Annotated in this window: 32 protein-coding genes; 13 read left to right on the top strand and 19 right to left on the bottom strand. The window is 58.8% G+C overall.

The annotated features are described in order from the left end of the window. Positions 1-84: 84 nt before the first annotated feature. A complete protein-coding gene (gene aqpZ, locus KHA73_RS04520; protein ID WP_234589372.1) occupies positions 85-780 on the top strand; it encodes an aquaporin Z in 696 nt (231 codons plus the stop codon). A 55-nt stretch (positions 781-835) separates the two neighbouring features. Here the strand turns inward: aqpZ and KHA73_RS04515 are convergent, their stop codons facing one another. Further along, positions 836-1606: a class I SAM-dependent methyltransferase gene (locus KHA73_RS04515; RefSeq protein ID WP_234589371.1), complete on the bottom strand. Its 771-nt coding sequence runs from the start codon at positions 1604-1606 to the stop codon at positions 836-838. Between the two features lie 117 nt (positions 1607-1723). Between KHA73_RS04515 and KHA73_RS04510 the strand changes: the two genes are divergently transcribed. The 3 genes from KHA73_RS04510 (at position 1724) to KHA73_RS04500 (ending at position 4052) form a co-directional block, all read left to right on the top strand. Next, a complete protein-coding gene (locus KHA73_RS04510) occupies positions 1724-2509 on the top strand; it encodes a helix-turn-helix transcriptional regulator (RefSeq protein ID WP_234589369.1) in 786 nt (261 codons plus the stop codon). 126 nt (positions 2510-2635) lie between these two features. Beyond that, entirely contained in the window at positions 2636-3379 is a 744-nt protein-coding gene (locus tag KHA73_RS04505) for a DUF2076 domain-containing protein (RefSeq protein WP_234589367.1), read from the top strand. 91 nt (positions 3380-3470) lie between these two features. Beyond that, a complete protein-coding gene (locus KHA73_RS04500) occupies positions 3471-4052 on the top strand; it encodes a GNAT family N-acetyltransferase (protein WP_234589366.1) in 582 nt (193 codons plus the stop codon). Here KHA73_RS04500 and KHA73_RS04495 read toward each other — a convergent pair. The 6 genes from KHA73_RS04495 to KHA73_RS04470 all read right to left on the bottom strand — a co-directional run bounded on the left by KHA73_RS04495 (position 4010) and on the right by KHA73_RS04470 (position 8642). Continuing rightward, entirely contained in the window at positions 4010-4261 is a 252-nt protein-coding gene (locus tag KHA73_RS04495) for an ABC transporter ATP-binding protein (protein ID WP_234589365.1), read from the bottom strand. The two genes, KHA73_RS04500 and KHA73_RS04495, sit on opposite strands and share 43 nt — an antisense overlap. 86 nt (positions 4262-4347) lie before the next feature. Then, positions 4348-4800 carry a thiol-disulfide oxidoreductase DCC family protein gene (locus KHA73_RS04490; protein ID WP_234589360.1) on the bottom strand — a complete coding sequence of 151 codons (453 nt, stop codon included), beginning with the start codon at positions 4798-4800 and terminating at the stop codon, positions 4348-4350. A gap of 73 nt (positions 4801-4873) precedes the next feature. Next, a complete protein-coding gene (locus KHA73_RS04485; RefSeq protein ID WP_234589359.1) occupies positions 4874-5203 on the bottom strand; it encodes a hypothetical protein in 330 nt (109 codons plus the stop codon). Between the two features lie 258 nt (positions 5204-5461). After that, the gene (locus KHA73_RS04480) at positions 5462-6631 is read right to left on the bottom strand and encodes a type I restriction endonuclease (RefSeq protein WP_234589358.1); all 1170 of its coding nucleotides are present in this window, start codon (positions 6629-6631) and stop codon (positions 5462-5464) included. Between the two features lie 379 nt (positions 6632-7010). After that, entirely contained in the window at positions 7011-7637 is a 627-nt protein-coding gene (ycaC, locus tag KHA73_RS04475; RefSeq protein ID WP_234589357.1) for an isochorismate family cysteine hydrolase YcaC, read from the bottom strand. Positions 7638-7760: 123 nt separating this feature from the next. Beyond that, entirely contained in the window at positions 7761-8642 is an 882-nt protein-coding gene (locus KHA73_RS04470; RefSeq protein WP_234589356.1) for a pirin family protein, read from the bottom strand. A gap of 124 nt (positions 8643-8766) precedes the next feature. Between KHA73_RS04470 and KHA73_RS04465 the strand changes: the two genes are divergently transcribed. Further along, entirely contained in the window at positions 8767-9675 is a 909-nt protein-coding gene (locus KHA73_RS04465; protein WP_234591187.1) for a LysR family transcriptional regulator, read from the top strand. Here the strand turns inward: KHA73_RS04465 and KHA73_RS04460 are convergent, their stop codons facing one another. Beyond that, positions 9676-10059, bottom strand: a complete 384-nt coding sequence (locus tag KHA73_RS04460) for a VOC family protein (protein ID WP_234589354.1) — start codon at positions 10057-10059, stop codon at positions 9676-9678. It lies immediately after the preceding gene. A gap of 2 nt (positions 10060-10061) precedes the next feature. Next, positions 10062-10844: a DeoR/GlpR family DNA-binding transcription regulator gene (locus tag KHA73_RS04455; protein WP_234589352.1), complete on the bottom strand. Its 783-nt coding sequence runs from the start codon at positions 10842-10844 to the stop codon at positions 10062-10064. 173 nt (positions 10845-11017) lie between these two features. On the opposite strand from KHA73_RS04455, the gene KHA73_RS04450 reads away from it, so the two are divergent. Then, positions 11018-11635, top strand: coding sequence for a hypothetical protein (locus KHA73_RS04450; RefSeq protein ID WP_234589351.1), 618 nt, complete (start codon positions 11018-11020; stop codon positions 11633-11635). 10 nt (positions 11636-11645) lie between these two features. Here KHA73_RS04450 and KHA73_RS04445 read toward each other — a convergent pair whose 3' ends face one another. The 3 genes from KHA73_RS04445 to pagP form a co-directional block, all read right to left on the bottom strand. Continuing rightward, entirely contained in the window at positions 11646-11909 is a 264-nt protein-coding gene (locus tag KHA73_RS04445) for a putative hemolysin (RefSeq protein WP_234589349.1), read from the bottom strand. Between the two features lie 52 nt (positions 11910-11961). Beyond that, positions 11962-12450 (bottom strand): DUF2501 domain-containing protein, encoded by a 489-nt coding sequence (locus KHA73_RS04440; protein ID WP_234589347.1) that lies wholly within the window; start codon positions 12448-12450, stop codon positions 11962-11964. A 141-nt stretch (positions 12451-12591) separates the two neighbouring features. Continuing rightward, positions 12592-13182, bottom strand: coding sequence for a lipid IV(A) palmitoyltransferase PagP (pagP, locus tag KHA73_RS04435; RefSeq protein ID WP_234589345.1), 591 nt, complete (start codon positions 13180-13182; stop codon positions 12592-12594). A gap of 795 nt (positions 13183-13977) precedes the next feature. On the opposite strand from pagP, the gene KHA73_RS04430 reads away from it, so the two are divergent. Next, positions 13978-15657 (top strand): alpha-keto acid decarboxylase family protein, encoded by a 1680-nt coding sequence (locus KHA73_RS04430; RefSeq protein WP_234589344.1) that lies wholly within the window; start codon positions 13978-13980, stop codon positions 15655-15657. A gap of 54 nt (positions 15658-15711) precedes the next feature. Here the strand turns inward: KHA73_RS04430 and KHA73_RS04425 are convergent, their stop codons facing one another. Beyond that, entirely contained in the window at positions 15712-16827 is a 1116-nt protein-coding gene (locus KHA73_RS04425) for a DUF1615 domain-containing protein (RefSeq protein WP_234589342.1), read from the bottom strand. Between the two features lie 178 nt (positions 16828-17005). On the opposite strand from KHA73_RS04425, the gene tehB reads away from it, so the two are divergent. Continuing rightward, complete coding sequence (tehB, locus tag KHA73_RS04420) at positions 17006-17866, top strand: SAM-dependent methyltransferase TehB (RefSeq protein WP_234589333.1); 861 nt, start codon at positions 17006-17008, stop codon at positions 17864-17866. On the opposite strand, the gene KHA73_RS04415 is transcribed toward tehB, so the two are convergent. After that, positions 17861-18574: a 2OG-Fe(II) oxygenase gene (locus KHA73_RS04415; RefSeq protein WP_234589331.1), complete on the bottom strand. Its 714-nt coding sequence runs from the start codon at positions 18572-18574 to the stop codon at positions 17861-17863. The two genes, tehB and KHA73_RS04415, sit on opposite strands and share 6 nt — an antisense overlap. Beyond that, positions 18571-19626 (bottom strand): bifunctional DNA-binding transcriptional regulator/O6-methylguanine-DNA methyltransferase Ada, encoded by a 1056-nt coding sequence (gene ada / locus KHA73_RS04410; RefSeq protein ID WP_234589330.1) that lies wholly within the window; start codon positions 19624-19626, stop codon positions 18571-18573. Before ada ends, KHA73_RS04415 begins: the two co-directional genes overlap by 4 nt. 231 nt (positions 19627-19857) lie before the next feature. Here ada and leuE point away from each other — a divergent pair, with 231 nt between their 5' ends. After that, positions 19858-20496, top strand: coding sequence for a leucine efflux protein LeuE (gene leuE, locus KHA73_RS04405; RefSeq protein ID WP_234589328.1), 639 nt, complete (start codon positions 19858-19860; stop codon positions 20494-20496). 163 nt (positions 20497-20659) lie between these two features. Next, the gene (locus KHA73_RS04400) at positions 20660-21382 is read left to right on the top strand and encodes an acid phosphatase (RefSeq protein ID WP_234589326.1); all 723 of its coding nucleotides are present in this window, start codon (positions 20660-20662) and stop codon (positions 21380-21382) included. Between the two features lie 11 nt (positions 21383-21393). Here the strand turns inward: KHA73_RS04400 and KHA73_RS04395 are convergent, their stop codons facing one another. Both KHA73_RS04395 and KHA73_RS04390 read right to left on the bottom strand, forming a co-directional pair. After that, positions 21394-22032: a DsbA family protein gene (locus tag KHA73_RS04395; protein ID WP_234589324.1), complete on the bottom strand. Its 639-nt coding sequence runs from the start codon at positions 22030-22032 to the stop codon at positions 21394-21396. A 106-nt stretch (positions 22033-22138) separates the two neighbouring features. Further along, positions 22139-22543 (bottom strand): Exc2 family lipoprotein, encoded by a 405-nt coding sequence (locus tag KHA73_RS04390; RefSeq protein ID WP_234589323.1) that lies wholly within the window; start codon positions 22541-22543, stop codon positions 22139-22141. Positions 22544-22736: 193 nt separating this feature from the next. Here KHA73_RS04390 and KHA73_RS04385 point away from each other — a divergent pair, with 193 nt between their 5' ends. Next, positions 22737-22985 carry a hypothetical protein gene (locus KHA73_RS04385; protein WP_234589321.1) on the top strand — a complete coding sequence of 83 codons (249 nt, stop codon included), beginning with the start codon at positions 22737-22739 and terminating at the stop codon, positions 22983-22985. Here the strand turns inward: KHA73_RS04385 and KHA73_RS04380 are convergent. Next, complete coding sequence (locus KHA73_RS04380) at positions 22982-23749, bottom strand: NAD(P)H-dependent oxidoreductase (RefSeq protein ID WP_234589319.1); 768 nt, start codon at positions 23747-23749, stop codon at positions 22982-22984. The genes KHA73_RS04385 and KHA73_RS04380 overlap by 4 nt on opposite strands. Positions 23750-23834: 85 nt before the next feature. Here KHA73_RS04380 and KHA73_RS04375 point away from each other — a divergent pair, with 85 nt between their 5' ends. Then, a complete protein-coding gene (locus KHA73_RS04375; RefSeq protein ID WP_234589317.1) occupies positions 23835-24200 on the top strand; it encodes a winged helix-turn-helix transcriptional regulator in 366 nt (121 codons plus the stop codon). Positions 24201-24215: 15 nt separating this feature from the next. Here the strand turns inward: KHA73_RS04375 and KHA73_RS04370 are convergent, their stop codons facing one another. After that, a complete protein-coding gene (locus KHA73_RS04370) occupies positions 24216-24797 on the bottom strand; it encodes a flavin reductase family protein (RefSeq protein ID WP_234589315.1) in 582 nt (193 codons plus the stop codon). Between the two features lie 165 nt (positions 24798-24962). Here KHA73_RS04370 and KHA73_RS04365 point away from each other — a divergent pair, with 165 nt between their 5' ends. Further along, entirely contained in the window at positions 24963-26561 is a 1599-nt protein-coding gene (locus KHA73_RS04365; RefSeq protein WP_234589313.1) for an ABC transporter substrate-binding protein, read from the top strand. Positions 26562-26653: the final 92 nt, after the last annotated feature.

Below are 26653 nucleotides of genomic sequence, written 5' to 3'. Positions count from 1 at the left end.
TATAGAAACCTGCATTAATTGAAAAAGGTGTTCTATAGTTTTTAGTGCTAACGCCCGTTAGTATTTTCCGTAGGATGGGAATCTATGTCAAAGCGACTTTTTGCTGAATTTTTTGGCACATTTTGGTTGGTGTTCGGCGGTTGTGGCAGCGCAGTATTAGCCGCGGCATTTCCACAATTGGGTATTGGTTTTCTCGGTGTAGCGCTCGCTTTCGGCCTTACCGTGGTCACAATGGCTTATGCCGTCGGCCATATTTCTGGCGGGCACTTTAACCCGGCAATCACCGTGGGATTATTCGCCGGCGGCCGCTTTGCGGCTAAAGACGTTATTCCTTACGTTATTGCTCAGGTGATTGGCGGTATTGCCGCTGCTGCAGTGCTGTATTTGATCGCCAGCGGGAAAGCCGGTTTTGACGCTACCGCAGGCGGCTTTGCCTCCAACGGTTACGGTGAACACTCGCCGGGTGGATATTCTCTGCAGTCCGCTATCGTTATTGAATTGGTGCTGACCGCATTCTTCCTGATCGTTATTCACGGCGTTACCGATAAGCGCGCGCCGGCAGGATTTGCACCTTTGGCGATTGGCCTGACGTTAACGCTCATTCACCTGATCAGCATTCCGGTTACCAATACTTCAGTTAACCCGGCGCGCAGCACCGGCGTGGCAATCTTCCAGGGTACCTGGGCATTGCAACAGCTGTGGGTATTCTGGCTGGTGCCATTGGTCGGCGGCGTTATCGGCGGCCTGATTTATCGTTGCCTGCTGGAAGACAAAAAGTAATTAAGCGGTATTTGATTACGTTTATCAGGGCAGCCTTTCGGCTGCCCTGCTGTTTTTAGCCTTTCGTCGCCTCGAACATCATGATGTCGCTGGTGAAGGAACCCTCCGGCTGAATGGCGAAATGTTCTACCACCTCTTCGGAAACCGCCTGCTGCAATGCGCGGATCGCCGTGACAAAATGCGCCGGCGTGCGCATGCGCGCCACCCAACTGCCAAACTCCAAATACAGTCGATCCGACGTCACCTCGCGCACCGCCAACCCTGATTCGGTCAGCAGGGCCAGCCATTCGCCCGGCGCATAATTGCGCACGTGGGAGGTATCGCGCAGCACCTCGACGGTTTGCAGATAGATATCCAACAGCGGATGCCCCGGTGATACCACATCCATAAAGATGGCTTTGCCGCCCGGCTTCAGCACGCGTTTCACTTCGCGCAGCGCCTGGCCCACATCTTGCCAATGATGGGCGGAATAACGGCTGATAACCACATCAAAGCTGGCGTCTTCGAACGGCAATGACTCGGCGACACCCTGCTGCAGTTGGATATTGTCCAGGCCTTTTTCCACCGCCGCCTGGCCCACCACCGCCAGCATCTGCGCCGATAAATCGTAGGCCACCACCTGCGCCACCCTGGCCGCCGCAGTGAAGCTGGCATGCCCGGCGCCGCAGCCCAGATCGAGCAGCCGCGCCGCGGCGTGCGGTTCCAGCAAACGCGACAGGCGTTGCAGATCGCGGCCCTGCGCATGCACCGCACTGGTTAAATAGGCGTTGGCCTGCTCGCCAAACTGGCTTTCTACCGCATTTTTATGGCTGTTGCCGTTGCTCATGTTTGCTCCTGTTATTGTCGGGCTTGCGCCTGTGCCGGGTGGCTTTCAGCTACTATAATCAGGCTAATATACGGGTACAATATAAGCAGTTATCCTAGTATCCAGAGGTACCATGCTATGCAATCAGAAGCCTTGTCCGGGCCGAAAGCCCTCGGCGCTTTCCTGCGCGCGCATCGTGAACGCATCACGCCCGAGATGCTGGGCCTGCCCAGCGCGCCCCGGCGCCGCACCAGCGGCCTGCGCCGCGAGGAGCTGGCGCAAATCAGCGGCATCAGCGCCACCTGGTATACCTGGATCGAACAGGGCCGCGAGGTTTCCATCTCGCCCTATACGCTGTCGCGTATCGCCAAAGCGCTGCGGCTCGGCCCCGCCGAGCGCCACTATCTGTTCACTCTGGCGCGGGTGGCGGACCCCGAGCAAGAACAGCAGCGGGAAACCGCCGACAGCGCGATGCTGCAAAGCGTGCACCAGATGACGGTGCCCTGCTACCTGCTGGACGTCACCTGGAATATCCTGGCCTGGAACCCGCAGGCGGAAGCCTTGTTCAGCGGCTGGCTGGGCCAAACCAATACCCCCAACCTGCTGCACTTCATGTTCTTCCACCCGCTGGCGAAAACCCTGGTCAGTGATTGGGAACTTCGCGCACGGCGAATAGTGGCCGAGTTCCGCGCCGAAACCAGCCATCACCAGAACACCGAAGAGATGCGCGCCTTCGTGCGCAATATGACCCACAACAGCGAAGCCTTTCATCACTGGTGGAAACAGCATGACGTGATGGCCCGCGAAGGCGGCGAGCGGGCGTTCGAACACCCGCAGCAGGGGCCGCTGCGCTACCGCCAGCTCACCTTCCACCCGGCGGAAAACGGCAGCCTGAAGCTGGTGATGCTGATCCCTTTGCCGTAATTGGTAACAAATTCATAGACAGGTTTACCCACCATTTATTTATTGCTTCATATAAACGCGCTAGGGTAATCACTGCCGATGATAATCATCATCCAGTACCGTTATTCATCTCCTAGAGGTAGTCCTATGCAATCCGAAGAACAACGTCTTATCGATGGTCTGTTTGGCCGCCTGAAAGAAGCCGAGACCAAGACGGGCCCAAGGGATCTCCAGGCAGAGCAGCAAATCAATCAGCATATCCGTGAGCAGCCGTCCGCCCCTTATTATATGGCGCAGGCGATGATCATTCAGGAAGCGGCGCTGAAGCAGCTGGACCAGCGGGTTAAAGATCTGGAAGGCCAGATTGCCCAGCTGCAGCAAAACGCCGGCAGCCAGCAGAGCAGCGGCGGTTTTCTCGCCGGCCTGTTCGGCGGCGGCAGCCGCAGCACGCCAAGCCCGCGCGAGCAGTACCAGGCGCAGCAGCAGAACAACGCGGCGTGGAACAACCAGGCTCAGGGCGGCTATGCGCAGCAGCAGCAGCCGGCTTACGCTCAGCCGCAACAGGCGGCGCCTTCACGCGCCGGCGGCTTCCTTGGCGGCGCCCTGCAAACCGCAGCGGGCGTGGCCGGCGGGGTGGTGCTGGCCGACATGCTGACCGGCATGTTCCGCCACTCGCAGCCACAGGAAATCGTCAATATTATCGATGAAACGCCGGCGCCGCTGGACGATAGCGCGATGCGTGATTTCGACGCCTCCAACAACCTCGACACCTTCAACAACGGTAACGGGGGGTTCCTGAACCAGGACAACGGCTTCCAGAACGCAGATTATCAGAACGACGATTCTGGTTTCTCCGACGACTACAACGACGACGACGATTCCTTTATTTGATCCTCACCCTCTCTTCGCGGAGAGAGGGTTTCTCGTTTTGCCATTCTGGTCTACAGTAAATACTGTTTATTCATCCAGAAAAGGGAAAACAATGCCGCACTTTATCCCCTCAGCGCCGGTCACCAGCGCTCGGCTGCTGATGCGCCCCCCGGTCGCCGCAGATTTCGAGCGCTACTATGCTATCTACAGCAATCCGGAAACCCAACGCTTTAATCCCGCCGGCCCGTTGACCGACCGGGAACAGGCCCGGCGGGTTTTTAACGAACGCGCCGGCCGATGGCAGAGCCACGGCTTCGACTCATGGGCGTTGGCGCTGCGGGAGCGGCCGGAACAGGTGATTGGCTTTGGCGGCCTTTCCAAAGTTCCGCTTGGCGCGCAGCGCTCCATCAATCTGGGCTATCGCTTCGACACCGGCGTGTGGGGCATGGGGCTCGCGACGGAGATGGCGCTGGCGGCGCTGAAGTTTGGTTTCGAGGGGCTGGAGCTGGATGAAATATCTGCTGTCGTGCGCGAAAACCACCAGGCTTCGCGGCGCGTGCTGGAAAAGGCGGGTTTACGTTTGGTGGATACGCTGGACGACGTGCCCGGCGCAGCGCCGAGCCTGATTTATACGCTGCCGCGCAGCGACTATCAGGGCCGATCGTCGCCGATTTTCGCCAGCGCCATACGGTAGGATTTGACCTTCTGGCGTTTCTTCAGCCAGGTGGTGGTGGAGACGATAAATATCAGCCCGGACATGGTCAGCACGCCGATCGGGTGGCCGTAAAACACCATCAGGGCAAAATACACGGCAGAAACAATCGCTACCCACTTCGCCGTATTGCCCACGGCATTCTTCTCCTGGGTAAGACGGCGGATGTGCTCTTCTTCGCTGATTCCCATACGCGCTCCTTGTTGGCTGAACGTTCCATTATATGGAGCCAGGGCGCTGATATTTCAAGCGATTCAAGGGTAAAGAAGCGTAAAGTTCAGCCTGGCGGATCGCCGCGATGGCGCAGATAACGCCCCGGCTGCCCTGCACCGGGCAAGGCGGTGCCGTCATTGCGGCCAAACAGCCGGTAGCGGTTACGCGCCACGGCGTTGTAAATGCCGTCTGCCATGCGCGGCGGCAAAAAACGCGCCGACGCCAATAGCCGCCATGGCCGGCCCAGTTGGCGCAGCGCCTGGAAAAACGCCGCCGAACGCAGCCAGTGCTCCCCCTGCTCCAGGTAAACGATGGAATCGAACCGATCGACGGGCAGCCCCAGCCCACGCAGGATCGCCTGCCCTTCGGCAGACTGCACCGTGGCTAACAGAATGCGCTGGCGTTTATCGGCGCGAACCAAAAACCTCACCAGCCCGTGGCACAGGTTGCATTCGCCGTCGAACAGCAGCAGCCGATCGTCGGGCCCAAGATAAGAGTGGGGCGATAGAGAATTCATCCTGCCTCCTGCACGCTGGAGCATTCAGCCTAACGCGCATCGCGCGCCGGGGCCAGCAGGATGAACCTGGCCGTTACGCTTTTGGCGGCGCCGGCGGAGCATCAGGTAGCGCCACCACCGAGATGCGCACCTCATAGTGCCTGGCGGTGCCGGCCGGGATCACCGACGTCAGCTTATTGATGGTATCGACCGGGTTATCGCTGGCCGAGGTGGCGCAGAACAGTTCACCGCCATGGCAGAAGCCGGGTTTGGGCATGTGCCCGCCGGGAAACGGCATGTGCGGCCCCTGATCTGCAGGCGGCGCCTCTTTGGCCAGCGGCGCCGGAGCGGACATCACGCCAGCGCTGAACAGCATTGCCGCGCCGATGCAGGGTAACGCCAGAACTTTCATCATTTGTTTCATGTTATTAGCCTCATTTGCCGGGAGAGAGGCTAAGCTACCCCGCTCCCGGCCAATGAGAAAGGCGCTTTTCGACACCTTTTCACCCCGATGATCTTTGCTTACATCCGGGGATTAACGTAATGAAAGGCTAAGGATTTTGTAAGAATCACGGTGTTTTTGCAGCGTGTCGCACGGGGAAAATCGAAAGGTTATACGGATCAAGCTCCTGCGGCTTGATATGAAGTAGCAGTCGCAAGAGCCAATCCTACCTAACACAATCTAACTACCTGGCTTGTCTTTTTTCTTTTGCCTGAAGTTCTCGTCATCAATACAATACTTATAAGAATCAATGATCAATCCAGTTAATCTCAAGATATTTTCTGGGCGATCAATGATGATATGCCCCCCAGCTGCAAGCTCCAAACCTGCTCGGGTGATTTCCGCGTGCCGGGCATCATCGATCTCCAGCGGAAGTAAAATAGTAGGCCGTTGCTTATTGTCGAAGTAACGTAAGATCCATCGTGTCGTTTTGCCCTGGAAAAGAATACTGTAATAGCTCTCAGTATCCTTGGCGCTGAGATCTGCTTCGCCACCCAGGATCATCGCTACATTATCGAATAGTGCCCTTTCAGTATAGGTTGTCACTATTTTGCTGTTTTCTGGGTCAACGATTGGAGCTAAGGGATCAAGTTGGTTCACATCGCCACTTTCCAAAGCTAGCCCAGTTGCGCTTTCCGTAGTCACTGACAGCCCAGAAACTACCATCGCACTAACGGCTTTTTCGACGGCAAGACGTACCAGCGGAGTGATTGTTTCAAGAAAGCGTTGGTTCAGTTGGCGCTGTACATTGGAACGATTCGCTACATACCTTACAAAATCTAAGTCAACATCTCTTAGACTGGCACTAATCGTTTTTGTAAACGATGTCAGATAGATACTTTCTTCTGCCAAAGTTCTTAACGCTTCCGGTTGGAACTGGTCATGTCTAAATCTATAAAGCTGTTCAATATCAGAATCATTTAAATCACTAAAATCTATCTTTAAAAATGGCGCATCATCCATGATGTTTTTATCTTTCAGATCGGTGAAGAATCGCCACTCTTTTCCATTAGTTATCGCAGAAACTGTCACCTCTGGGGTTGCGTTAAAATAGCGAGAAAGTTGAGGGCTATGGTTTGTTAAATTTTGGCTGAAAGACTTAGCCTCAATAAACATGACCGGGACCGCATGACAAAAAAGAGCATAATCCACTCGCTCCCCGACCTTTACCCCAGGAAAATCAGCACCATACTCAGCCTTTACCTTTGTGGGATCATAAGGATGAAAACCCAGTGTTTCTAATAAAGGCAAGATGAGCGCCTGTTTAGTCGTTTCTTCCGTATTGCAATGCTGCCCTACCGAGGCCACGTGATGAACATGAGCCTTAAGCTTATCTCTGAATGCATTCATTACTCATCCCTCTTGCTGTGTCGAAATTCTGTAATATTAATTTCTTATGTCCATATACCTTTTTTACAAAAAATCAGGCAAAAATAATAAAACCTGTTTTATTTATTAGAATTATTCTTAAACATGAGTTATATAGCAGATGGGATTGGCTAAATCAAAACCAGATGGGAAAGTCTGAAAACAAATCACAAAGAACAAAAAGATAGATTGTTGCCTAAAGAAATCTATAGTTAATGAATCATTTAAATAATTGATGAAATTACGAAATTACTCTTAGCAGGACGAAACTTGAAAATACCATTATAGAAACAAACGGTTAGCGTAAATAAAACAGATTTTTTATGTAAAAAGGAGCAACTAAACGTTGCCCCGAGCAAGATTATTTACCGCCGGTCAGCTGGTTGTAGCTGGTCATCAGGTTACGGTAGTCGGGGATATGGTTGGAGAACAGCGCCCCCAGACCTTCCACGTCGTTACGCCAGTCGCGGTGCAGCTCACAGGCCACGCCAAACCAGGTCATCAGCTGCGCACCTGCGGCCTCCATCCGGCTCCAGGCTGACTGGCGCGTCAGCTCGTTAAAGGTTCCGGAGGCGTCGGTAACCACAAACACCTCAAAACCTTCCTTGAGCGCCGAGATCGCCGGGAACGCCACGCATACCTCGGTCACCACGCCGGCGATAATCAGCTGCTTGCGGCCGGTGGCCTTCACTGCCTTGACGAAGTCGTCATTATCCCAGGCGTTGATCTGCCCAGGGCGAGGAATAAAAGGGGCGTCGGGGAATTGGGCCTTCAGTTCCGGTACTAGCGGGCCGTTGGGGCCGTTCTCGAAACTGGTGGTCAGAATGGTCGGCAGATTGAAGTACTTCGCTAAATCACCCAGCGCCAGTACGTTGTTTTTGAAACGATCGGGATCGATATCGCGCACCAGCGAAAGCAGCCCTGCCTGATGGTCAACCAGCAATACGGCAGCCTGGTCCTTGTCGAGGCGTTGGTAATTTGCAGCCATGGTTTTCTCCTTTTGGGGTTTGATGGTTGCGGATGTCTGCCCTCCGGCCGCACAGCCGGACGGGCAGAAGGTAGGTTAAGTGTAGTTACCGAGCCGGGGAAAACGCCCCGGCTCGGCCCGGCCTCAGACGCCGTCAGCCTCCGCTTTCATGCTGCCGAACTTGCCGCTGTTGAAATCGCTGAACGCCTGCTGAATTTCCGCATCGCTGTTCATTACAAATGGCCCGTAACCGACGATAGGCTCTTCAATCGGCTCGCCGCTCAGCACCAGCAAGGTGACGTCGTTGTTGGCTTCGAGGGTGACGGAATCCCCTGCGCGGTCAAAACGCACCATCTGGGTTTCACGCACCACCTCTTCGCCGTTGACCAAAATGGCGCCATGCAGCATCACCAGCGCCAGAGTATGGCCTTCCTGCACCCGCAGGGTGGTGCTGTGGCCGGCATTCAGCTTCATATCCCACAGGTTAAGCGGGCTGAAGGTGCGCGCCGGGCCGGCGTGGCCGTCGAAGTTACCGGCGATCACCCGCACCTGCCCTGCGCCATCCGCCAGCGAAACTACCGGAATATCGGCGTTCAGCAGCGTCTGGTAACCCGGTGCGGCCATTTTGTCTTTGGCCGGCAGGTTGACCCACAGCTGCACCATTTCCATGGTGCCGCCGTTACGCGAGAAGTCCCGGGAATGGAACTCTTCGTGCAGAATGCCGGAAGCGGCCGTCATCCACTGCACATCGCCGGGGCCAATTACCCCGCCGCTGCCGGTGGAATCGCGATGCTCCACTTCACCCTGATAAACGATGGTCACCGTCTCAAAACCGCGATGCGGGTGCTGGCCAACGCCGCGGGTGCCGGAGGCGGAGCGGAATTTGGTTGGCGCAGCGTGATCCAACAGCAGGAACGGGCTCATTTCCGCCCCCAGATCGTTGTAGGAGAACAGCGAATTCACCAGGAAACCATTACCGACCCAGTGGGCTTCAGGGCTGTTGTTAATACCGAGGATCTTTTTCATCTTGAACTCCTGTTTCAGGTCTCACGACCTTAAGTTGATGGCAGAAGTTTAATTCAACCGGGTTTGCTGAAGTAGTAGGCAAGATGTACACTCAGCGTTCTACTGATGGAACGATGGGGCCATGATGTTTACCGATCTGAACGATCTGTTTTTCTTCGCCAGCGTGGTCGATCACCAAGGGTTCGCCCCTGCCGGGCGGGCGCTCGGCATCCCCAAATCCAAGCTCAGCCGCCGGGTGGCGCTGCTGGAAGAACGCCTGGGCGTGCGCTTAATTCAGCGCTCGACCCGGCGTTTCTCCGTTACCGACGTCGGCCAGAACTATTACGCGCATTGCAAGGCGATGCTGGTTGAGGCGGAAGCCGCGCAGCAGGCGATCGAACGGACCCGCGCCGAACCCTGCGGCACGGTGCGCATGTCCTGCCCGGTGGCGATCCTGCACACCCGCGTCGGCAGCATGGTAGCGGCCTTTATGGCTGATTATCCCAAGGTTAGCGTCCATCTCGAGGCGACTAACCGGCGGGTAGACGTGGTGGGGGAAGGCCTGGACCTGGCGATCCGCGTGCGGCCGCCGCCGCTGGAAGACAGCGATCTGGTGCTGAAGATCCTGGCGCAGCGAACCTGGTGCGTGGCCGCCAGCCCCGCGCTGGTACGCACGCTGGGGCCGGTGCGTCAGCCGGAAGATCTGCGTAAATACCCAACGCTCGATCTCGGCCCGGCGCGCGCGCAGCATCAATGGCGGCTAACCGGGCCGCAGGGTGAAAAGGTGGAATGGGAGCACGCGCCACGGCTGGTGACCGACGATATGCTGATGCTGCGCACCGCCGCTATTGCCGGCGCCGGCATCGTGCAGCTGCCGTCGATGATGATGCGCGACGACATGCTGCGCGGCGAACTGGTGCAGCTGTTGCCCGGCTGGCAGCCGCAGGGCGGCGTGGTGCATGCGGTTTATCCGTCACGCCGCGGCCTGCTGCCGGCGGTGCGGCTGCTGCTCGACTATCTTGGGCAGCAGTTCGCCGAGATTGAAGAGGAGTGATCAGGCGGTAATTTCGATGGCGTTACCGTCCGGATCGCGAATGATCGCCTCATAGAAACCGTCGCCGGTCCGGCGCGGCGCGGCCTGCAGAATGCCATCCCGCTGCGCGCGCTGCGCCAGGCCGTCGACCTGCTGCTCGCTGCCGAGCGACAGGGCGATATGCGCCCAGCCGACGCGTTCCTCCTGCGCCTGCGGCGGCAACAGCTGAGGCAGGCGCATGATCTCCAGCGTCGGGCCTGAAGCCAGGCTGATAAACCGCGAGACAAACCCAGGCCGGTTGCGGCTGACGTACTCCTCCCCCGCCGTTGCGTTGAAATAGCGCTGCCAGAACGCCAGCTGCGCGTCGATATCGCGGGTCCATAATGCAACATGGGCTATTTTCATCATCACTCTCCGGTTGATAAATCGCTGTACAGCACCTTGCCGCCGCCCTGCGCCACCTGCTGTTCAAGCTGCGGGTGCCGCCCCTGCGCGGTGATCAAGTGATCCACCCGCCCGGCGGGCATGAAGGGATAGGGAGCATAGGTATTGAGCTTGTCGCGGGTGCACAGCACCGCCACGCTGCCGGCGCGGGTGAGCAGCCGTTTCTTGAACTGGGCATCCTGATAACTCAGGGCCGAGAAGCCGCCGATCGGGTCATAGGCGCAGATGCCGGTAAAGACGATATCGAAATGAAAACCGTCGATCTCCGCCGCCGCCCTGGCGTCCACGCAGCCCCCTACTTCGGCGTCCAGCTCGCCGCCGATCAGGATGGTGCGGATCCCGGGGCGCTCAAGCATTTTGCCGGCGATACTCAGTGCGTTGGTGACCACCGTCAGCCGCCTGTCGCGCGGCAGCAGATCGGCCAGGTACAGATGGGTGCTGCCGGCGTCGAGAAATATCAGCTGGCCTTCCCCCAGCAGCGCCAACGCAGCCTGCGCCAGCGCCTGCTTCTCATCGCCGCTCAGCATCAGGCGTTCGGCAACGGGGCCGTTGGCCGGGGTTGGCGCCAATGCGCCGCCATAGATGCGTTTGCAGAGGTTCTGCGCCGCCAGCTGGCGGAGATCGCGGCGAACAGTCGCCTCGGTGGTGTTCAGCCGTTGCGCCATTTCCAGCGCCAGCACCCGCCCCTCCTGCTGGAGCGCGGCGAGGATCGCCTGGTGGCGTTCATTGGGCAGCAGTTTGGACATCGACTTTTTCCGGTGGCGCATAAGTGATCACAAATGTACATAAACGTACAAAATCGTACAATGCTTTTTGCTGAAGAAAATGCCGATGAGGGATTTTAGCCCGCAGGATGTTGGCTATACTGAGGCAGGCAACGTTACCGCAGACGTAACGGCCTGGGCGTTAAGGGAAAATGATGTTATCGACAATCGCAAGGTGGCTGTTTCAATTACCGGGTAGGCTGTTCGGGCTGATTTTCAAAAGTCGCCTGACGATTTTTGTCTTCTTTATGCTGGTTGCCCTCGGGGTACTCAGCGCTAAACGCTATTTGCGCGCGCATCAGCATGACGATGAGTCGGTCACCGCGTCGCCCGCCGACTACAACCGCGCCATCAAGCGCGAAATGCCGCTGCGCGAGGCGCGCGAGCCGTGCGGCGGCCCGCTGCACGACAACGCCGGGCAGCCCTGGCCGCCATCGGCCGGCTACCTGCACCAACCCGAGCGCCGGGCAGGCGGCAATGCGCATCGCTTGACGCTGGATAATCGGGGCAATGCTTTTGCGGTATTGGTCAAGCTGGAAACCGCGGGCGCGCCGCAGCAGTTGGCCGAGGTGTTTATTCCTACCGCCGGCAGCTTCGACGTCAAAGTGGATTTGGCGAAGGAATACGTAATGAAAATCAAGAATATCAAAAGCGGCTGCAGCTTCCGCTCCCGGCCCTTCATTCTGGGGCAAAACAGCGGCTGGCGCATGCCGCTGACGCTACAAACCGGCAGCGGCGAGCAGTTTCACGCCATCAGCGACGGCGAATTTTAACGCGCGGGCGTTATTTCTTCACCGGGTGGTCGCGGCGGAACAGCGCCCAACTTTCAACTTCCTGGCCATTCGGCAAGGTGCAGGTGGAGTACTGGCCGTCGGCGTTTTGCTTGGCGTTCAGCTTGCCGCCTATCTCCGTGCAGTACACGTCAGCGGGATTCGCCATACCTATCGGTTTCGCCTGCGGCGGCGGCGGCGCGTCGTTGGTTTTCGTAGCGCACCCCTGCAGCATGCCTATCCCCGCGAACAGGGCGATCATCAGAGTCTTTTTCATTTTTCGGCTTATGCAAATGAGAAAGCGGCGGAGCGCTCCGCCGCCAGGTCTGTCAGGAGATAAAGGACTTGCCCTGCTTCAGCACCAGATCGCAGGCTTTTTGCTTCACTTTTTCGGTGATTTGCGCGGTGCCCAGGTTGTTCAGATCCAGGCTCTTGCCTTCACCGGTCTGCAGCAGGCCGCCTAACCCTTGCTGGTAGCCCTCGCTTTTGGCGTTTTCCGTGCTGCTGATGCCCAACTTGCTGAGCAATTGGTCTTTAACCCCTTCGGTGCCGCTAGCCGACAGCACATTGTTTTTCACGCAGTACTGCAAAATGCCGGCGGCGTTGGTCATGCTGTTGGAGCTCAAGGCTTTGTCGCCGCCGTTCAACAGCCCGGTCAGCGATGAAAGAGACATGCCGCCGTTACCGCTGCCCGATGATTTGCTCAGCTCGCCGGCTGCGCTGCTGAGGGAGTCCATCAGCCCGGCGGCCTGGGATGCGCCGCTGGCCAGTGTTGCGGTCAAAGTCAGCGCCAGCAGTAAACGATGTTTGGTGTTCATGGTGGTAAAACTCCTGTAATAACGGCGTGCAATCAGCGCAATGCGCCGGGTCATCTCTTCCGACGCCGCCAAAAGGGACAAGTTCCTTTATCTCTGTCGGCCGCGGCCTTTTTAGGAATTCAGGTAATTTTCCGCCGCCACTCAGAACTGCCAGCGCAGCCAGGCGAAGAACACGTTACCGTTGTTATAGGTACCCGGAATATAGGTGGCCTGGAAAGTCAGCCGTTTATAGCCGACAGAGGCCAACGGCAGCGGCGCCGGGATAGGGATGTAGTTCCAGTTGTCACGCGCGGTGACGCTGGCGGTAAAGCCCAGCCCCAGGCGGAAATCTTTGTCTTCCAGCGGGCGCCAGATCTTCTCATAGGCATAGCCGCCGATCGGCTCCCACTTATTGAACGAGTCCTTGAACGCCATCACATAGATGCCGTGCCAATCGCCGTCGCTGTCGTAGCGGGAAATGCCGTAGCCGGCGCCCCACGGGCGTTCGTTGTACTTGTCGATGTGCTCGTCATCGTAAGCCCAACGGTTGTGCCAGGTGATGGCCGGGATATAGAGATCGTGGTTGGGCGAGTTGTTCCAGGTCTCCGCCACGTTATCGGTGAAGCGCTGCCATAGACCCGGTTTTTCAGCCTGTACGGAGTTGCTACTTTCTGCACCAACCTCAGCGTAAGAAGGTAGTGCAGGAAATATCAACGCCAGTGAACATGCTAAAAGAGTCCGTTGAAAAAACATCGTAAAGCTCCTGTAAAAAATACGGCCGAGGATTCTTACCTATCGTTTAGGCAAGATCAAGCTGTATCTAATTTATCCAACGGCTCATTGTGCTTTGGTTAAGTTTAGCCGTAGTAAGACCCGTTGCCGGGCTGGGCGCTCAGCCTACGTTTCGTTCAAGGGGCGGTCTGTCGGAAAACTCCGCATTACCGGCATAAAATGCACTCGCCTTCCGATTGTAGAGAATAGTTTACGCACATTTCCGGGCATAGTGTGATGGCCGCCACGTTATGCTTGCTGCCCGTAGACGGGGTTGCGGCACAATCGCGCCGCTGCGCGGGCGATGAAAGCCGTAAAGCAAACATGACGCGTCGGCGATGGGCCGCATTTGCAATTGTTATAATTTTGTTCCAATCAGGTTACGCGTTGGTTTCATGCAATTTGTACGCAGCCGGTTTTTCTTCATAGCGCGCATTCATAGAAAATCAGCGAAACAGCGCGCCGGGATTTCCCTCTCCGTTAAAAGTACCCGCGTTGAATACTTGTTGCTTTATGCCGCACGGTCTCTGGCCATTTTCATGCTGATATCGCGCCAATGAAAAATACCACCTGCCCACGCACTTAAATAGCCATACGACTCGTACAGGCAATTAGCGACGTAAACCGCCTGCTACAACCGCCTATTTTCCACCTGCCCGCTCCGGCTTGAACAACCCTCAGGTTTAAATAACTGTTAATTATCGCAGCACAACATCGCCAGCAATCTACTTTGCTGTTTCTGCCTGAAAAAGAAAAATAAATAATCCGGAGCAACCAATGAAAATAACTATCGGGTCATTCATTCTGCAACAGCTTCGCGCCCTGAACATCGATCGCATTTATGGCGTGCCGGGCGACTATAACCTGAGCCTGCTGGAACTGCTTGAGCAGGACCCGCAGCTGACGTTTATCGGCAACTGCAATGAGCTGAATGCCTCCTATGCGGCAGACGGCTATGCGCGGCTGAAGGGGGCGGGCGCGTTGATCACCACCTATGGCGTGGGGGACCTGGCCGCCCTGTCCGGCATCGCCGGCGCCTATGCCGAATCGGCGCCGGTTATTTGCCTGTCCGGCACGCCGCCATTGCATGCAATGAAAAACCACCAGCTGCTGCACCATACGCTGGCCGATGGCAATTTCGACAACGTGATGAACTGCTTCAAACAATTTACCGTCGCTCAGGCATTAATTACGCCGGAAAATGCGGCGCAGGAAATCCCACGGGTTATTTCCCGTGCCTGGACAGAAAAGAAACCGGTCTATCTGCAGCTGCCTTCGGATATTTGCGACGTGGAAATTGAAATAGCGGCAAAGCCCACGCCGCCGCAGCTGCCGACCAGCGATAAATATAACGTCCAGCTTGCCGCCATGGCGCTGCTGGCGCGGATCAGGCGCGCACAGCGGCCGATTATTCTGGTCGACCAGATGGTCGATCGCTACCAGCTGCAGCAGCTGACGATCGCGGTGGCGCAGCGCTTCGCCATCCCGTTGACCGCTATGCCCACGGCCAAGTGCATCATCCCGGAAAGCACCCCAGGCTGGATGGGCGGTTACAGCGGCAACCTGTCGCGCCCCGAGCTGTACGATCACATGGCCCATGCCGACTGCGTGCTGAGCTTCGGCGTGCGCCTGGTGGATTCCACCACCGGTTACTTCTCGCATCAAATCCCTGCGGCCGCACAGATCGACATTCAGCCATTCTCGATGAAGCTGGACAACACCTCCTATCCGGCGGTGGCGGCGGCGGACCTGCTGCAGGCGCTGCTGGAGCTGGATGAAGGGCCGGCGGCGGCCCCTCAGGCACCGCTGCCTAACCCGCGTGATAAACTGGCCACGCCGGGCGAAGCGGCGATCGATCAGGCCTACTTCTGGCAACGCATGCAGCGCTTTATTCGGCAGGATGACGTATTGGTGGTGGAAAACGGCACCTCGGGCGCAGCCATCGGCGGCATGCGCATGCCCGACGGCGTGACGGTGGTGAACCAGCCCATTTGGGGCTCGATCGGTTACACCCTGCCGGCGCTGCTCGGTACCCTGATGGCGGCGCCGGAGCGGCGGCATCTGCTGTTTATCGGCGACGGCTCCTTCCAGCTTACCGCGCAGGAAATCTCTACCCTGCTGCGCTGCGAGCAAAAGCCGATCATCTTCCTGATCAATAACGCGGGCTACACCATCGAACGCTATATTCTTGGGGAAAATTCGTCCTACAACGACATCGGGCCGTGGGACTACGCCAGATTGCCGGCGGTGCTGAATACCGGCGCCGCACCGTTCAGCGTGGCGGTGGAAACCACCCAGCAGCTGGAGATGGCGCTGGAACACGCCTCGCGGCAGGATCGGCTGGCGTTTATTGAAGTGAAGGTGCCGATGATGGACACCCCGCCGGTAATGAAAGAGTTCTGCAACCGCTGCAATAACTTCAACTTCGGCCTGACCAACCCGCGCCGCAGCGCGTAGGGCCGATGCGCCGCGGGTGACGTACCCCGTCACTCACGGCGCTGCACCTCAGACTTAACCGCCGGCCCGCGCCATGCAGCGCTGCCGCCGCTCGTCCACCCGCTTGGCGAACCAGGCGGTGGTCAGCTTGCGGGTGATTTTCGGGCTTTCCAGCTGGATGCCCGGCAGCATTTCCCGCGGCAATTTGCCGCCGGTGGTTTTCTCCGCCAACGCATAAACTCGCTCATAGAGATCGGTGTCGGCAAAGTCGAGCCGATCGCCCTTTTCCAGCGCCCGGCGAATGGCGGAATCGCTCATGTCCAGCCGCTTACCGAGGGTGCGCACCGCCAGCTCGGTGGAGCCGGGTTTGTCGGTGCCGTAGTTGATCAGATCGCCGTCCAGCGCCAGCGGAATGCCGCTCGCCCGGCTGACCGCGCTTTGGAACGCCGCGTTGCGGCTGGCGTACCAGCCGGCGTTGAAATCGGCGAAGCGGTAAATCGGCCGGCTGTAGTCGGCCGGATAACCCAACAGGTGCGCGATGCCGAAATACATGCCGCCGCGGCGGCTGAACACTTCACGGCGGACTGAGCCGTCGATGGGATACGGATACCCTTTCGCATGCGCTTCGGCAAAGGCGATGCTCACCTGCATCGGGCCGCCGGTATGCACCGGATTCAGCTTGCCGAACAACGTCTGCCCCATCGGCACCCGGTTGATCATGTCATCGAAGATATCGCTCAAGTCTTTCTCGGTGCGCACCTTGTCCAGCCGTTCGCTGTAGCTCTTGCCGTTAGACGATTTGATCAGCAAGGCGGTATGCACCAGGAAATTAGGGATATGCAGTTGGTCGGCGCGCCGATCGATCTCTTTCCAGGCGATTTTCGCCAGCCCCGGCACCTGCGGGCTGGCCTGGAAGGTCGACTCCTGCTCGGTCACCGCCAGCACGGAACACAAATTCTCGTTGCTCGGTTCGATGCCCTGGGCGGCGAACGCGGCGGTGATGTCGGTGGCCCAGCCCTGACGATCGCTGGCGTTGGCCGGCATCAGCCGCACCAGTTGCGCCTTCACGTCGGCGGGGCGCGCCGCAGGGGGAGTGGTGGCGGTTTTACTGGCGCACCCGGCCAGCACCAGCAGCGCGGCCAGGCTCAACGGGCGCAAGAGTTTGGATTGAATCACACGGCGTAATGGCATCTTTTCCCTGATCGTTATGCATAGGCTGCTGTGAAGTTAGCCCAGCCGGCGGGCACAATCCAGTTTAAATCACGCCGAGCCTCTTTGAGGTTTTCAAACATGTGCAAGGTGACCAAAAAGATGTATTTTACATACATCATATAAAATCACTTTGTTCGCCAAGCTTGAGGAGAGATTAATGGATCGGTTGCTTTGCTATAAAACCTTGCCCGAATGGAACAGCGCCACCCTGCCGGAGGCCTTTCGCCAACGGCATAACACCCAGAGCGGCACCTGGGCGAAGCTGACGCTGCTGAGCGGCAGCCTGACCTTCGCCATAATGACCGAAGAAGGCGAGACTACCGAAACCTGGCAGTTCACCCCCGAAAGCCAGCCGCCGTTTATCGAGCCGCAGCAGTGGCACCGCATCGTCTCCTGCTCGGACGACATGGCTTGCCGGCTGGCCTTCTACTGCACGCCGGAAGATTACTACCATAAAAAATACTCGCTGACGCGCACCCACTCCGAAGTGATCGAAGCCGCCGCGCGCATCGCACCGGGCAAGACGCTGGATCTGGGCTGCGGCGGCGGGCGCAACGCGCTGTACCTGAACCTGAAAGGCTTCGACGTCACCGCCTGGGACAAGCACGCGCCTTCGATTGAGCGCCTCAATCAGATTATCGACGCGGAGCGGCTGTTGCGCCTGCGCGCCGGGGTGCAGGATCTCAACAGCCACAGTTTCAGCGGCCAGTACGATTTCATTCTCTCCACCGTGGTGCTGATGTTCCTTGATGCGCAGCGAATACCGAGCCTCATTCAGACTATGCAGGACAGCACTCTCAGCGGCGGCCACAACCTGATCGTCGCGGCGATGGATACCCCGAACACCCCTTGCCCGCTGCCCTTCCCGTTCACCTTCAAGCCGGGAGAACTGAGCCGCTATTATCGAGGTTGGGAAATCCTCAAGTACAACGAAGAGCTGGGGCAGTTGCACAAGACCGATGCCGCCGGTAACCGCATTTCCCTGCGGTTCGCCACGCTGCTGGCGCGCAAGCTATAGCGCATCATGGAATATCACCCCCAGGGTGTGGCGCTGCCCGCTGCGAATGCGGCTGACGCCGTGGCGCATGTTCACCCGGTAATAGCCTTTGCCGCCCTGTACCGGCCGGTGATGCACGGCGAAGACCACCGCGTCCCCCTGCTGCAGCGGCACCACCTCCGGCCGGCTCTGCATGCGCGGCCGTTGTTCGGTGAGCACGAACTCACCGCCGGTAAAATCCCGCTGCGGCGCGGAAAGCAAAAACGCCGCCTGCAGCGGAAACACCCGCTCGCCATACAGATCCTGATGCAGGCAGTTGTAATCTCCCGCCGCATACTGCAACAGCAGCGGCGTTGGCCGCAGCTGGCCCGCACGATGGCAATCGGCCAGGTAATCCTCATGCGCCGCCGGATAGCTGACGTCGATGCCCATCATGGCGTTCCAGCGGTTGGCCACCGGCGCCAGCCGCGCATAGAGCCGGCTGCGCAGCCCGGCCACCAGCGGCGGCAGCGGGTAGGCGAAATAGCGGTATTCGCCGCGCCCAAAGCCGTGGCGCGCCATGATGACATGGCTGCGAAAATGCTCGCCCTGCGGATACAGCGCCGCCAGCTGGCGGCACTCGTCGGCGTTGAGCAGCGCCGGCAGGCGGGCGCATCCCTGCGCGTCGAGCTGGCGCAGCGTTTCCGGCCAGTCGAGCGCCGCCAGCCGCGCCTCCAGCCTGCTCATCATGACTGCGCCTCCCGATCCAGCAGCGCACGCTTGCGCTCCACGCCCCACCGGTAACCGGACAACGCCCCGTCGTTGCGCACCACCCGGTGGCAGGGGATCGCCACCGCCAGCATATTGGCGGCGCAGGCGCCGGCCACCGCGCGCACCGCCTTCGGCGCGCCAATCAGGCGGGCGATATCGGCATAGCTGAAGGTCTGGCCGACCGGAATGGTGCGCAGCGCCTGCCACACCCGCTGCTGAAACGCGGTGCCGCGAATGTCCAGCGGCAGCGCCAGCCCGGCGCCCGGCGCTTCGATAAAGCCCACCACCTGCGCCATCAGCGCTTCAAACTGCGCATCGCCGCCGATCAGCTCGGCGTTGGGGAATTTATCCTGCAGGTCCTGCACCAGTTGCTGGGCATCGTCGCCCAGCAAAATGGCGCAGATGCCCAGCTGGCTTTGCGCCACCAGAATATCCCCCAGCGAACAGCGCCCTACCGCGAAATGAATGTGCATGCCTTTACCTCCCGCACGAAACGCTTTCGGCGTCATGCCCAACGTGGCGTTGGACTGTTGATAAAAATGCCCGTTAGAGCCGTACCCGGCGTCGAATATCGCGTCGGTGACCGTCTCCTGCTGCGCCAACCGTTCACGCAGCCGTTGGCTGCGGTGCGCATCGGCGTAGCCTTTCGGCGTCAGCCCGGTGATGGCCTTGAACAGGCGGTGAAAATGATAGCTGCTCAGCCCGACGTGGCTGGCCAGCGCCTGCAGCGAAGGCGCCTTTTCCGCCTGTTCGATATAGCGACAGGCTTTGGCTATCTGCTGCGCGTGCTGTTCCGACAGCGGGGTCAGCCCCTGGCGGCAGCGTTTGCACGGCCGGTAGCCGGCCGCCTCGGCCTGCGCCGCGTCGTCGAACAGCTCAACGTTCCGCAGGTTAGGCTGGCGCGACGGGCATGAGGGCGAACAGTACACGCCGGTGGTTTTTACCCCGTAGATAAAGCTGCCGTCGGCGTTTTTATCGCGCCTGACGATCGCCTGCCAGCGCGGGTCGGCGCTGTCGATTGTTTGTTTCATCATCCGTTCCTCACTGCGGTAGGTCTGTGTTGAACAGCATAGCGGTGAGCCGGAAAGCAAACACTTCGGGTCTTGCTTTTTAATTCTGCGGGAACGCCCGCCATGACAATTTTTGGGCAACAACATGAAGTTTATTACGTTGCCAACCCGCGCATGCAGCGTTAGGATCGCGGCCGGCCACCGGCGTGGCCAGTGTTTTTGCCTGTTTGTTGCGCGCATGGAGAGGTTATTGTGTTAGAGAGTTTTGGCGTCCTGAACCTGTGGACCTATTTGGCCGGTGTGATCTTCATCATCATTTTGCCGGGCCCGAATACGCTGTACGTGCTGAAGACCGGCGTATCACGCGGCGTGCGCGCCGGCTATACCGCCGCGCTGGGGGTGTTTATCGGCGATGCGATCCTGATTTTCTGCGCCTATATCGGCGTGGCCTCGCTGATCCGCACCACGCCGTTCCTGTTTACCCTGGTGCGCTTCCTCGGCGCTATCTACCTGCTGTTCCTTGGTGCGAAGATCCTCTACGCCACCTTTGTGCAAAAGGCCGCAGCGCAACAGCAGCAGGTTGAAGGCAGCCACAGCATTCTGCGCAAATCGCTGACGCTAAGCCTGACCAACCCCAAGGCAATCCTGTTTTACGTCTCGTTCTTCGTGCAGTTTATCGACTTCAACTATGCGCACACCGGGCTGTCGTTCACCATTCTGGCGTTGATCCTCGAGTCGGTCAGCTTTATCTATATGACCACCTTGATCTTCTCCGGCGCAATGTTGGCGCACTTCTTCAACCATAAGAAAGGGTTGGCCAAATTAGGCAACGGTCTGATCGGCCTGCTGTTCCTCGGTTTCGCCACCCGCCTGGCGACCCTGAGCTCCTGATGCGCCGCAACGGCTGGCCCCGTCAGCCGTTATCACTCCCCTCTCTGCAGAAAACGCTGGGCACGTCATCAATCCGCCACAATAGCGCCATGCGAACGTCATATTAATCGCCAAATATAGAGCGCAGCCCATTCCTCCCATTTGACACCACGGACATTGCGCAATGAAATTCCTACAAAAATCGACCTTAGCCCTGTGCCTGTTCACCGCCGGCGCCCTGCCGGCGTTCAGCGTTTATGCTGCGGAAGAAGCGCAGCCGTTCACCACTGCCCAGCAGGTAGACCTGACGCGCATTCTGCCGCCGCCGCCGGCCAACGACTCGGCGCAAACCCGGCGGGAGCTGCAGGAAGTGGTTGATATGCAGCAGAAACGCACCCCGGAAATGGCCAGCCAGGCCAAGGCGGATGCGCAAGAAAATGTGTGGGTCTACGGCAATGTGATGGGGCCGAAATTCAACGCCAAGGCGCTGCCGGCGGTGGGCGCATTCTTCGATCGCATCGTTGCGACCGAAGCGGCGGTGGTCGATCCCGCCAAAGATTTTTGGAAGCGCCCACGCCCGCACATGCTGGACAGCCGCATTGAACCTATCGTCAAGCGCTCCAGCTCCGGCTCCTGGCCCTCCGGCCATACCACGCTGGGCACGCTGATGGGCATTACCCTGGCCAACATGGTGCCGGAGAAGCGCGCGGAAATCATGACCCGCGCCTGGCAATACGGCGATAACCGCGTGGTGGCGGGCATTCATTACCCGTCCGACATCGAGATGGGCCGCATTGCCGGCAGCGTGATCAGCCAGCAGATCTCGCACCAGCAGGACTTCCAGCAGCAATACCGCCAGGCTCGCGATGAGCTGCGCCAGGCGCTGGATCTGCCGGCCGAGAAATAACTCCGCCCGATTTAGGGCTGCGTATCCAACAGGTAACGCACCACCGCAGCGTACTCTTTGGCGTAGCCTTCAACGCTGGTGCTGGCCATGCCGGCATTGTCTATCTTGTATTTGCCGGCAACGTAGAACGACGGTGTGGCGCGCACGTCCAGCGCCTTCACCGCTTCGTTCTGCCTGGCGATCAATCCTTTGACCAGCAGGCTGTGGCGCGCGTTTTCATAGGTAGCGGCATCCACGCCGGCCGCCGTGAACACCCGCTGAATATCTTCGGCGCTGTTGACGGCGCGCTGTTTCTGCACCGCGTCGAACATCGCCCCTTCAATCTTGTCTTCTACGCCCAACACCGTCGCCACCGCCCAGGCTTCGGTCAGCTCATTGCCCAGTTTGCCCATCAGGCTGACGTGATACTTGGTCAGCTTCTCGCCGGCGGGCAGCGCCTGAGCAACGGTACTGCCTACGCGATAGGTATCGGCGAACTGATAACAAGGGCCGCAGTAGAAGGAGAAAAACTCCACTACCGCCGGCGCGGTGGCCACCGGCTTATCCAGCCGGGTGTATTGCTCGCCCGCACGGTAATCGGCCGCATGGGCGGCGGGCAGCAGCAGCAGCAGCAGCATCAGTAACGCAGCGGCAATCGAACGCTTTAACATAAACACTCCATTTCAGGTTTGGACATCGTCCTTAATGGCGGTGTTTATAATCAAATAATGCGTCTATGACCAGTCTTTATTACCTGCTGTTTATATGGGATTAAGCTCAGCGCCCTTCATAGCCGTCCCAGAAAGCGCCAACGGCCTCCTGCGACAATACCCGCTTGTATTTGGCGTTGGCGGTGCCGCTATAGCTGTGATTGATGAATACGTTTTTGCGTTCCATTCCCTGTTGGAATTCGGCGCTGGCCAGGTAATCGGCCTTCTTCTGCGCTGCGCTTCTGGCGACGCCCGCCGCCCGGTCTTTTTTGCCCAGCTGATAAAATTGCTCGAACATCGGAATGGCGTTTTTAATGCTGCCGTTAACATGGGTGCGGAACTGCGGATCGAAATCGTCGCGAGTCTGGTAAACGTAGTGCCTGGCGTGCTGTTCCGCGCTGCCGGCGTGATTGGCGCAGGCGCTGAGCGCCAACAGCGGCAACAACAGCGCCGCACTTTTCAGTCTTTTCATGTCGTCTGTCCCTGTCATTAAGGAAGGTCCCTTAGCGCCAAGAGCATAGCGCCGGCCCCCGGTGAACGTCAAACGACAAAAAATCGCATCATATTGTTTTATATTAATATTATATACATTGATTGGTATTCATTGTCTGAAACACTATGCTTTAACAGAACAGGATAAACACTCACCGACTGCGAGGCAGCCAATGAAACCTATCGACAAAAACGTGGGGGAATACGACCTCACGGCGGAAAAAAAAGCGGGCATGATCACCGGCACCCTCCGCGGCGAGCTGCCGGACAGCGACGCCAACCTGCCGCTGGTGCCCTTCTCGGGCACCTTCAGCGGCCACAGCGTGGCCGACGCCATCGCCGATATCCAGCAGCAGTTCCCCGACATCGAACCGGCGATTATCGACGATTTGCGCGAGGAGCTGCTGAAGGCGGGCTTCTAAACCGGATCGCGGTGCCGCACGAACGGGCTGTATTCCGGCGCGCCGGGTTTCAGCGCCAGCTCAGCGGTGAAATCTTCGTTGCGATTGAACGGCACCTCCGGCCAGGCCGCCAGGGAGCCCAATCTGGCCCGATAATCCTGCGCCACCTGCGCCAGCGCGGCGGTTTGCGCCCGCAGTTCCTCGCCCGCCAGCCCGCCGCGCACCCCATAGACCAGAAACGACTCCAACACGCTAAAACCGATATAGTGCAGCGCATGCATGATCGGCCACAGCATCAGCCGCATGTCGCCATCCCGGCCGTCGGGCGCGCAGGCCTGAGCGGAAGCGCCGGCGGTAACGGCCAGCAGCGCCCGCTTGCCGCGCATCACGCCGTTCTCATGGCGGTGGCGGCTGTCGTACAAACCGCCGTAAACGAATACCCGATCCATCCAGCCCTTGATGATGGCCGGCGCGCCGAACCACCAGAAGGGAAATTGCAGGATCAGCATATCGGCCTCGCGCAGCAAATCGATATGGCGCTGGACCTCTGCGGGCAATTGTTGGTTATTCCAGTGGTGCCGCTGCTCCTGCATCGGATCGAATTTGTCCGCGTTCTTTCTGCCGGGATAATTGCCTGCCCCTTCCCGCGGATCGAAGCCTTCCTGATAGAGATCGATAACCTTTACCTGATGCCCCTGCGCCTGATAAGCCAGCCGGGCCTGCTCCGCCAGATGCGCGTTAAAGGATCGCGGTTCGGGATGCGCCAGTACAATCAGAACCTTCATCGTGCCTCTCCAAAAATCGGGGTGTGCTGCTATGCTGTGGCTTTCCGCATCCGTTTTCAATTACGCACCTGGAGGTAACCACCCGATGGCGTTTCCCGGCGACGTGTATTCCAGCAAGTGCTCTGCGCGCGATGCGCTGGCGCTGATTTCAGGAAAATGGGTGATGCTGATCTTGCCGGCGCTGGCCGCCCGGCCGATGCGCAATGGCGAACTGTTGCGGCGCGTCGAGGGGATCTCGCAGAAGGTGCTGACGCAAACGCTGCGGCAGCTGGAACGCAACGGCCTGATTGAACGACTGGACTTCAGCGTGAAAAAAGCGGCGCACGTTGAATACCGCCTCACCGCCGTGGCCTGTTCGCTGGTCGACACCCTGGCGACGCTCGACAGATGGGCCGAATACCACTTCCCCGAACTGGATGCCGCCCGCGAACGTTACGACGCCAATAACTAATGGCGCCGCCTGCCCTCAGGGCGTTTTGGCCCGCAGCGTATCGCCGCTGCGGATAAAATTGCCGGCGCCCAGGTGATGGATGGTGTGCAGGCTCGCATCGGCGTCGGCGAAATTCCAGCGGCCATGCTGGAACACCCGCTCATCCGCCGCCGCGCTCAGCACCTCGCCAAAGCAGGTATCGTATTTTTCCTGCGCGCCGCTCTCCGGCAGCAGCCGACACTCCAGCCAGGCGACGCAGCCCTGTTCGATCAGCGGCACATTCAGCGTGGCGCTGGGGGCCGCGGTGATATTGAAGCGGGAAAACTTGTCCTCTTCCAGCCCGGAGACGCTGCCGACGGCGTAGGTGGTGTCGATGAACATCGCCGCCGGCACGCAAATGCCGAACGCGCCGCTCTCCTCGATCATTTGCCGACTGTGCGCCCCCTTGTCCACCACGATGGCGATGCGCGGCGGGCTGAACTCTACCGGCATCGACCAGGCGGCCGCCATCAGGTTGCGTTTGGCGCCGTCGCGGCTGCGGCTGGTGATCAATACCGTCGGGCCGTGGTTGAGCAGGCGGCTGGCGTGTTCGAGGGCGACGGGGCGAAAGTGAGTCATGGCGAGTCCTTGGAAATTGGGCGAATATTTGCAGTGTAGATCTGCCGCGCAACGGCGAGCAATGGAGGGCGCACAGAATGAACAGGTTCACCTCCCGCCATCCATTATCTATAGTTAAATCAGTTTGCCTCGCGGCGCTCACCAACCAGAGAGAATATTGCCTTGATGCCTTTAAAACACCCTACCGCCGCTTTGCTGTTAGCGGGCGCCGGCATGCTCGGCGCCGGCAGCGCGCTGGCCGCCTCAGACACCCTGGTGTACTGCACCGTGGCTTCGCCGGAGTCGTTCAATCCGCAGCTTTCCAGCTCCGGGCCAACCTTTATCGCCACCTCGCAGGTGCTGTACAACCGCCTGGTGACGCTGCGCGAAAGCGATAAAACTCCGGCGCCTTCGCTGGCCACCGAATGGACCATCAGCCCGGACGGCAAAACCTATACCTTTACGCTGCGCAAAGGGGTGAAATTCAACAGCAACAAATACTTCACCCCGACGCGCGACTTCAACGCCGAAGACGTGGTGTTCACCGTGATGCGCCAGAAAGACGCCAATAACCCGTATCACAAGGTGTCCGGCGGCAACTACGAGTACTTCACCGACATGGGGCTGGACAAGCTGATCGACAAGGTGGAGGCGGTGGATGACAGCCACGTGCGCTTTACCCTGAGCCAGCCCAACGCCGCCTTCCTGGCCGACTGGAGCATGGATTTCGCCTCTATTCTCTCCGCCGAGTACGCCGATGCGATGCTGAAGAAGGGCACGCCGGAAAACGTCGATAACTGGCCGATCGGCACCGGCCCCTATGCCCTGCAACAGTACAAGCTGGACTCGCTGATCCGCTACGTCGCCAATCCGCACTACTGGCAGGGCGAAGTGGCCAGCAAGCATCTGATCTTCTCCATCACCCCGGATCCGCAAACCCGGCTGGCCAAGCTGAAAACCAACGAATGCCAGATTATCCCCGCCCCGCTGCCGGAACAGTTTGACGCCATCAACGCCGATAAAAACCTGCAGCTGCACAACATTACCGGCCTGAACGTCGGTTATCTGGCGTTCAACACCCAGAAAAAGCCGTTCGATAACCTGCTGGTGCGCCAGGCGCTGAGCTATGCGGTGGACAAGAAGGCGATCGTCGCCGCGGTGTTCAAAGACAGCGGTACCCCGGCCTATTCGGTGCTGCCGCCGGGCATGCTGGGTTACAACGGCAAGCTGCCGGAGTACGGCTACGATCCCGAGAAGGCGCGCGCGTTGCTGAAGCAGGCCGGGCTGGAGAAAGGCTTCGAGACCGATATCTGGTCGATGCCGGTGCAACGCCCTTACAACCCCAATTCCAAACGCATCGCCGAGATGATCCAGAGCGACTGGGCCAAGGTAGGGGTAAAGGCCAAGATTGTCACCTGGGAGTGGGGCCAGTATCTGGCCGGGCTGCGCAAAGGGGAACAACAGAGCGCGCTGTATGGCTGGGTGTCGGATAACGGCGATCCGGACAACTTCGCCACCCTGCTCAGCTGCGCCGGCGTGCAAAGCGGCGCCAACGTATCGCGCTGGTGCGACAAGGACTACGATCGGCTGATCCAGCAGGCGATTCAGGTGAGCAAACCGGAAGAGCGCGCCAAGCTCTATCAGCAAGCGCAGGTGATTTTCGCCCAGCAGGCTCCCTGGCTGCCGTTGGCGACCGGCAAGGTGTTCTACGCCACCCGCAGCAACCTGAGCGGCTACGTGGTTGACGTGAACGGCAGCGACTTCGCCAAGGCCAAGCTGAACTAAAGCTGAAGGAAACCAGGCCTCCTCTCGCCGGGAGAAATTGCTCCCGGCGCTTTCTCCCCCGGTAACATTTGGTTACTATCGGCAGACATGCG

The sequence above is a fragment of the Serratia entomophila genome, assembly GCF_021462285.1.
GTDB lineage: Bacteria > Pseudomonadota > Gammaproteobacteria > Enterobacterales > Enterobacteriaceae > Serratia > Serratia entomophila.
This window is presented reverse-complemented; position numbering and strand designations above follow the sequence as displayed.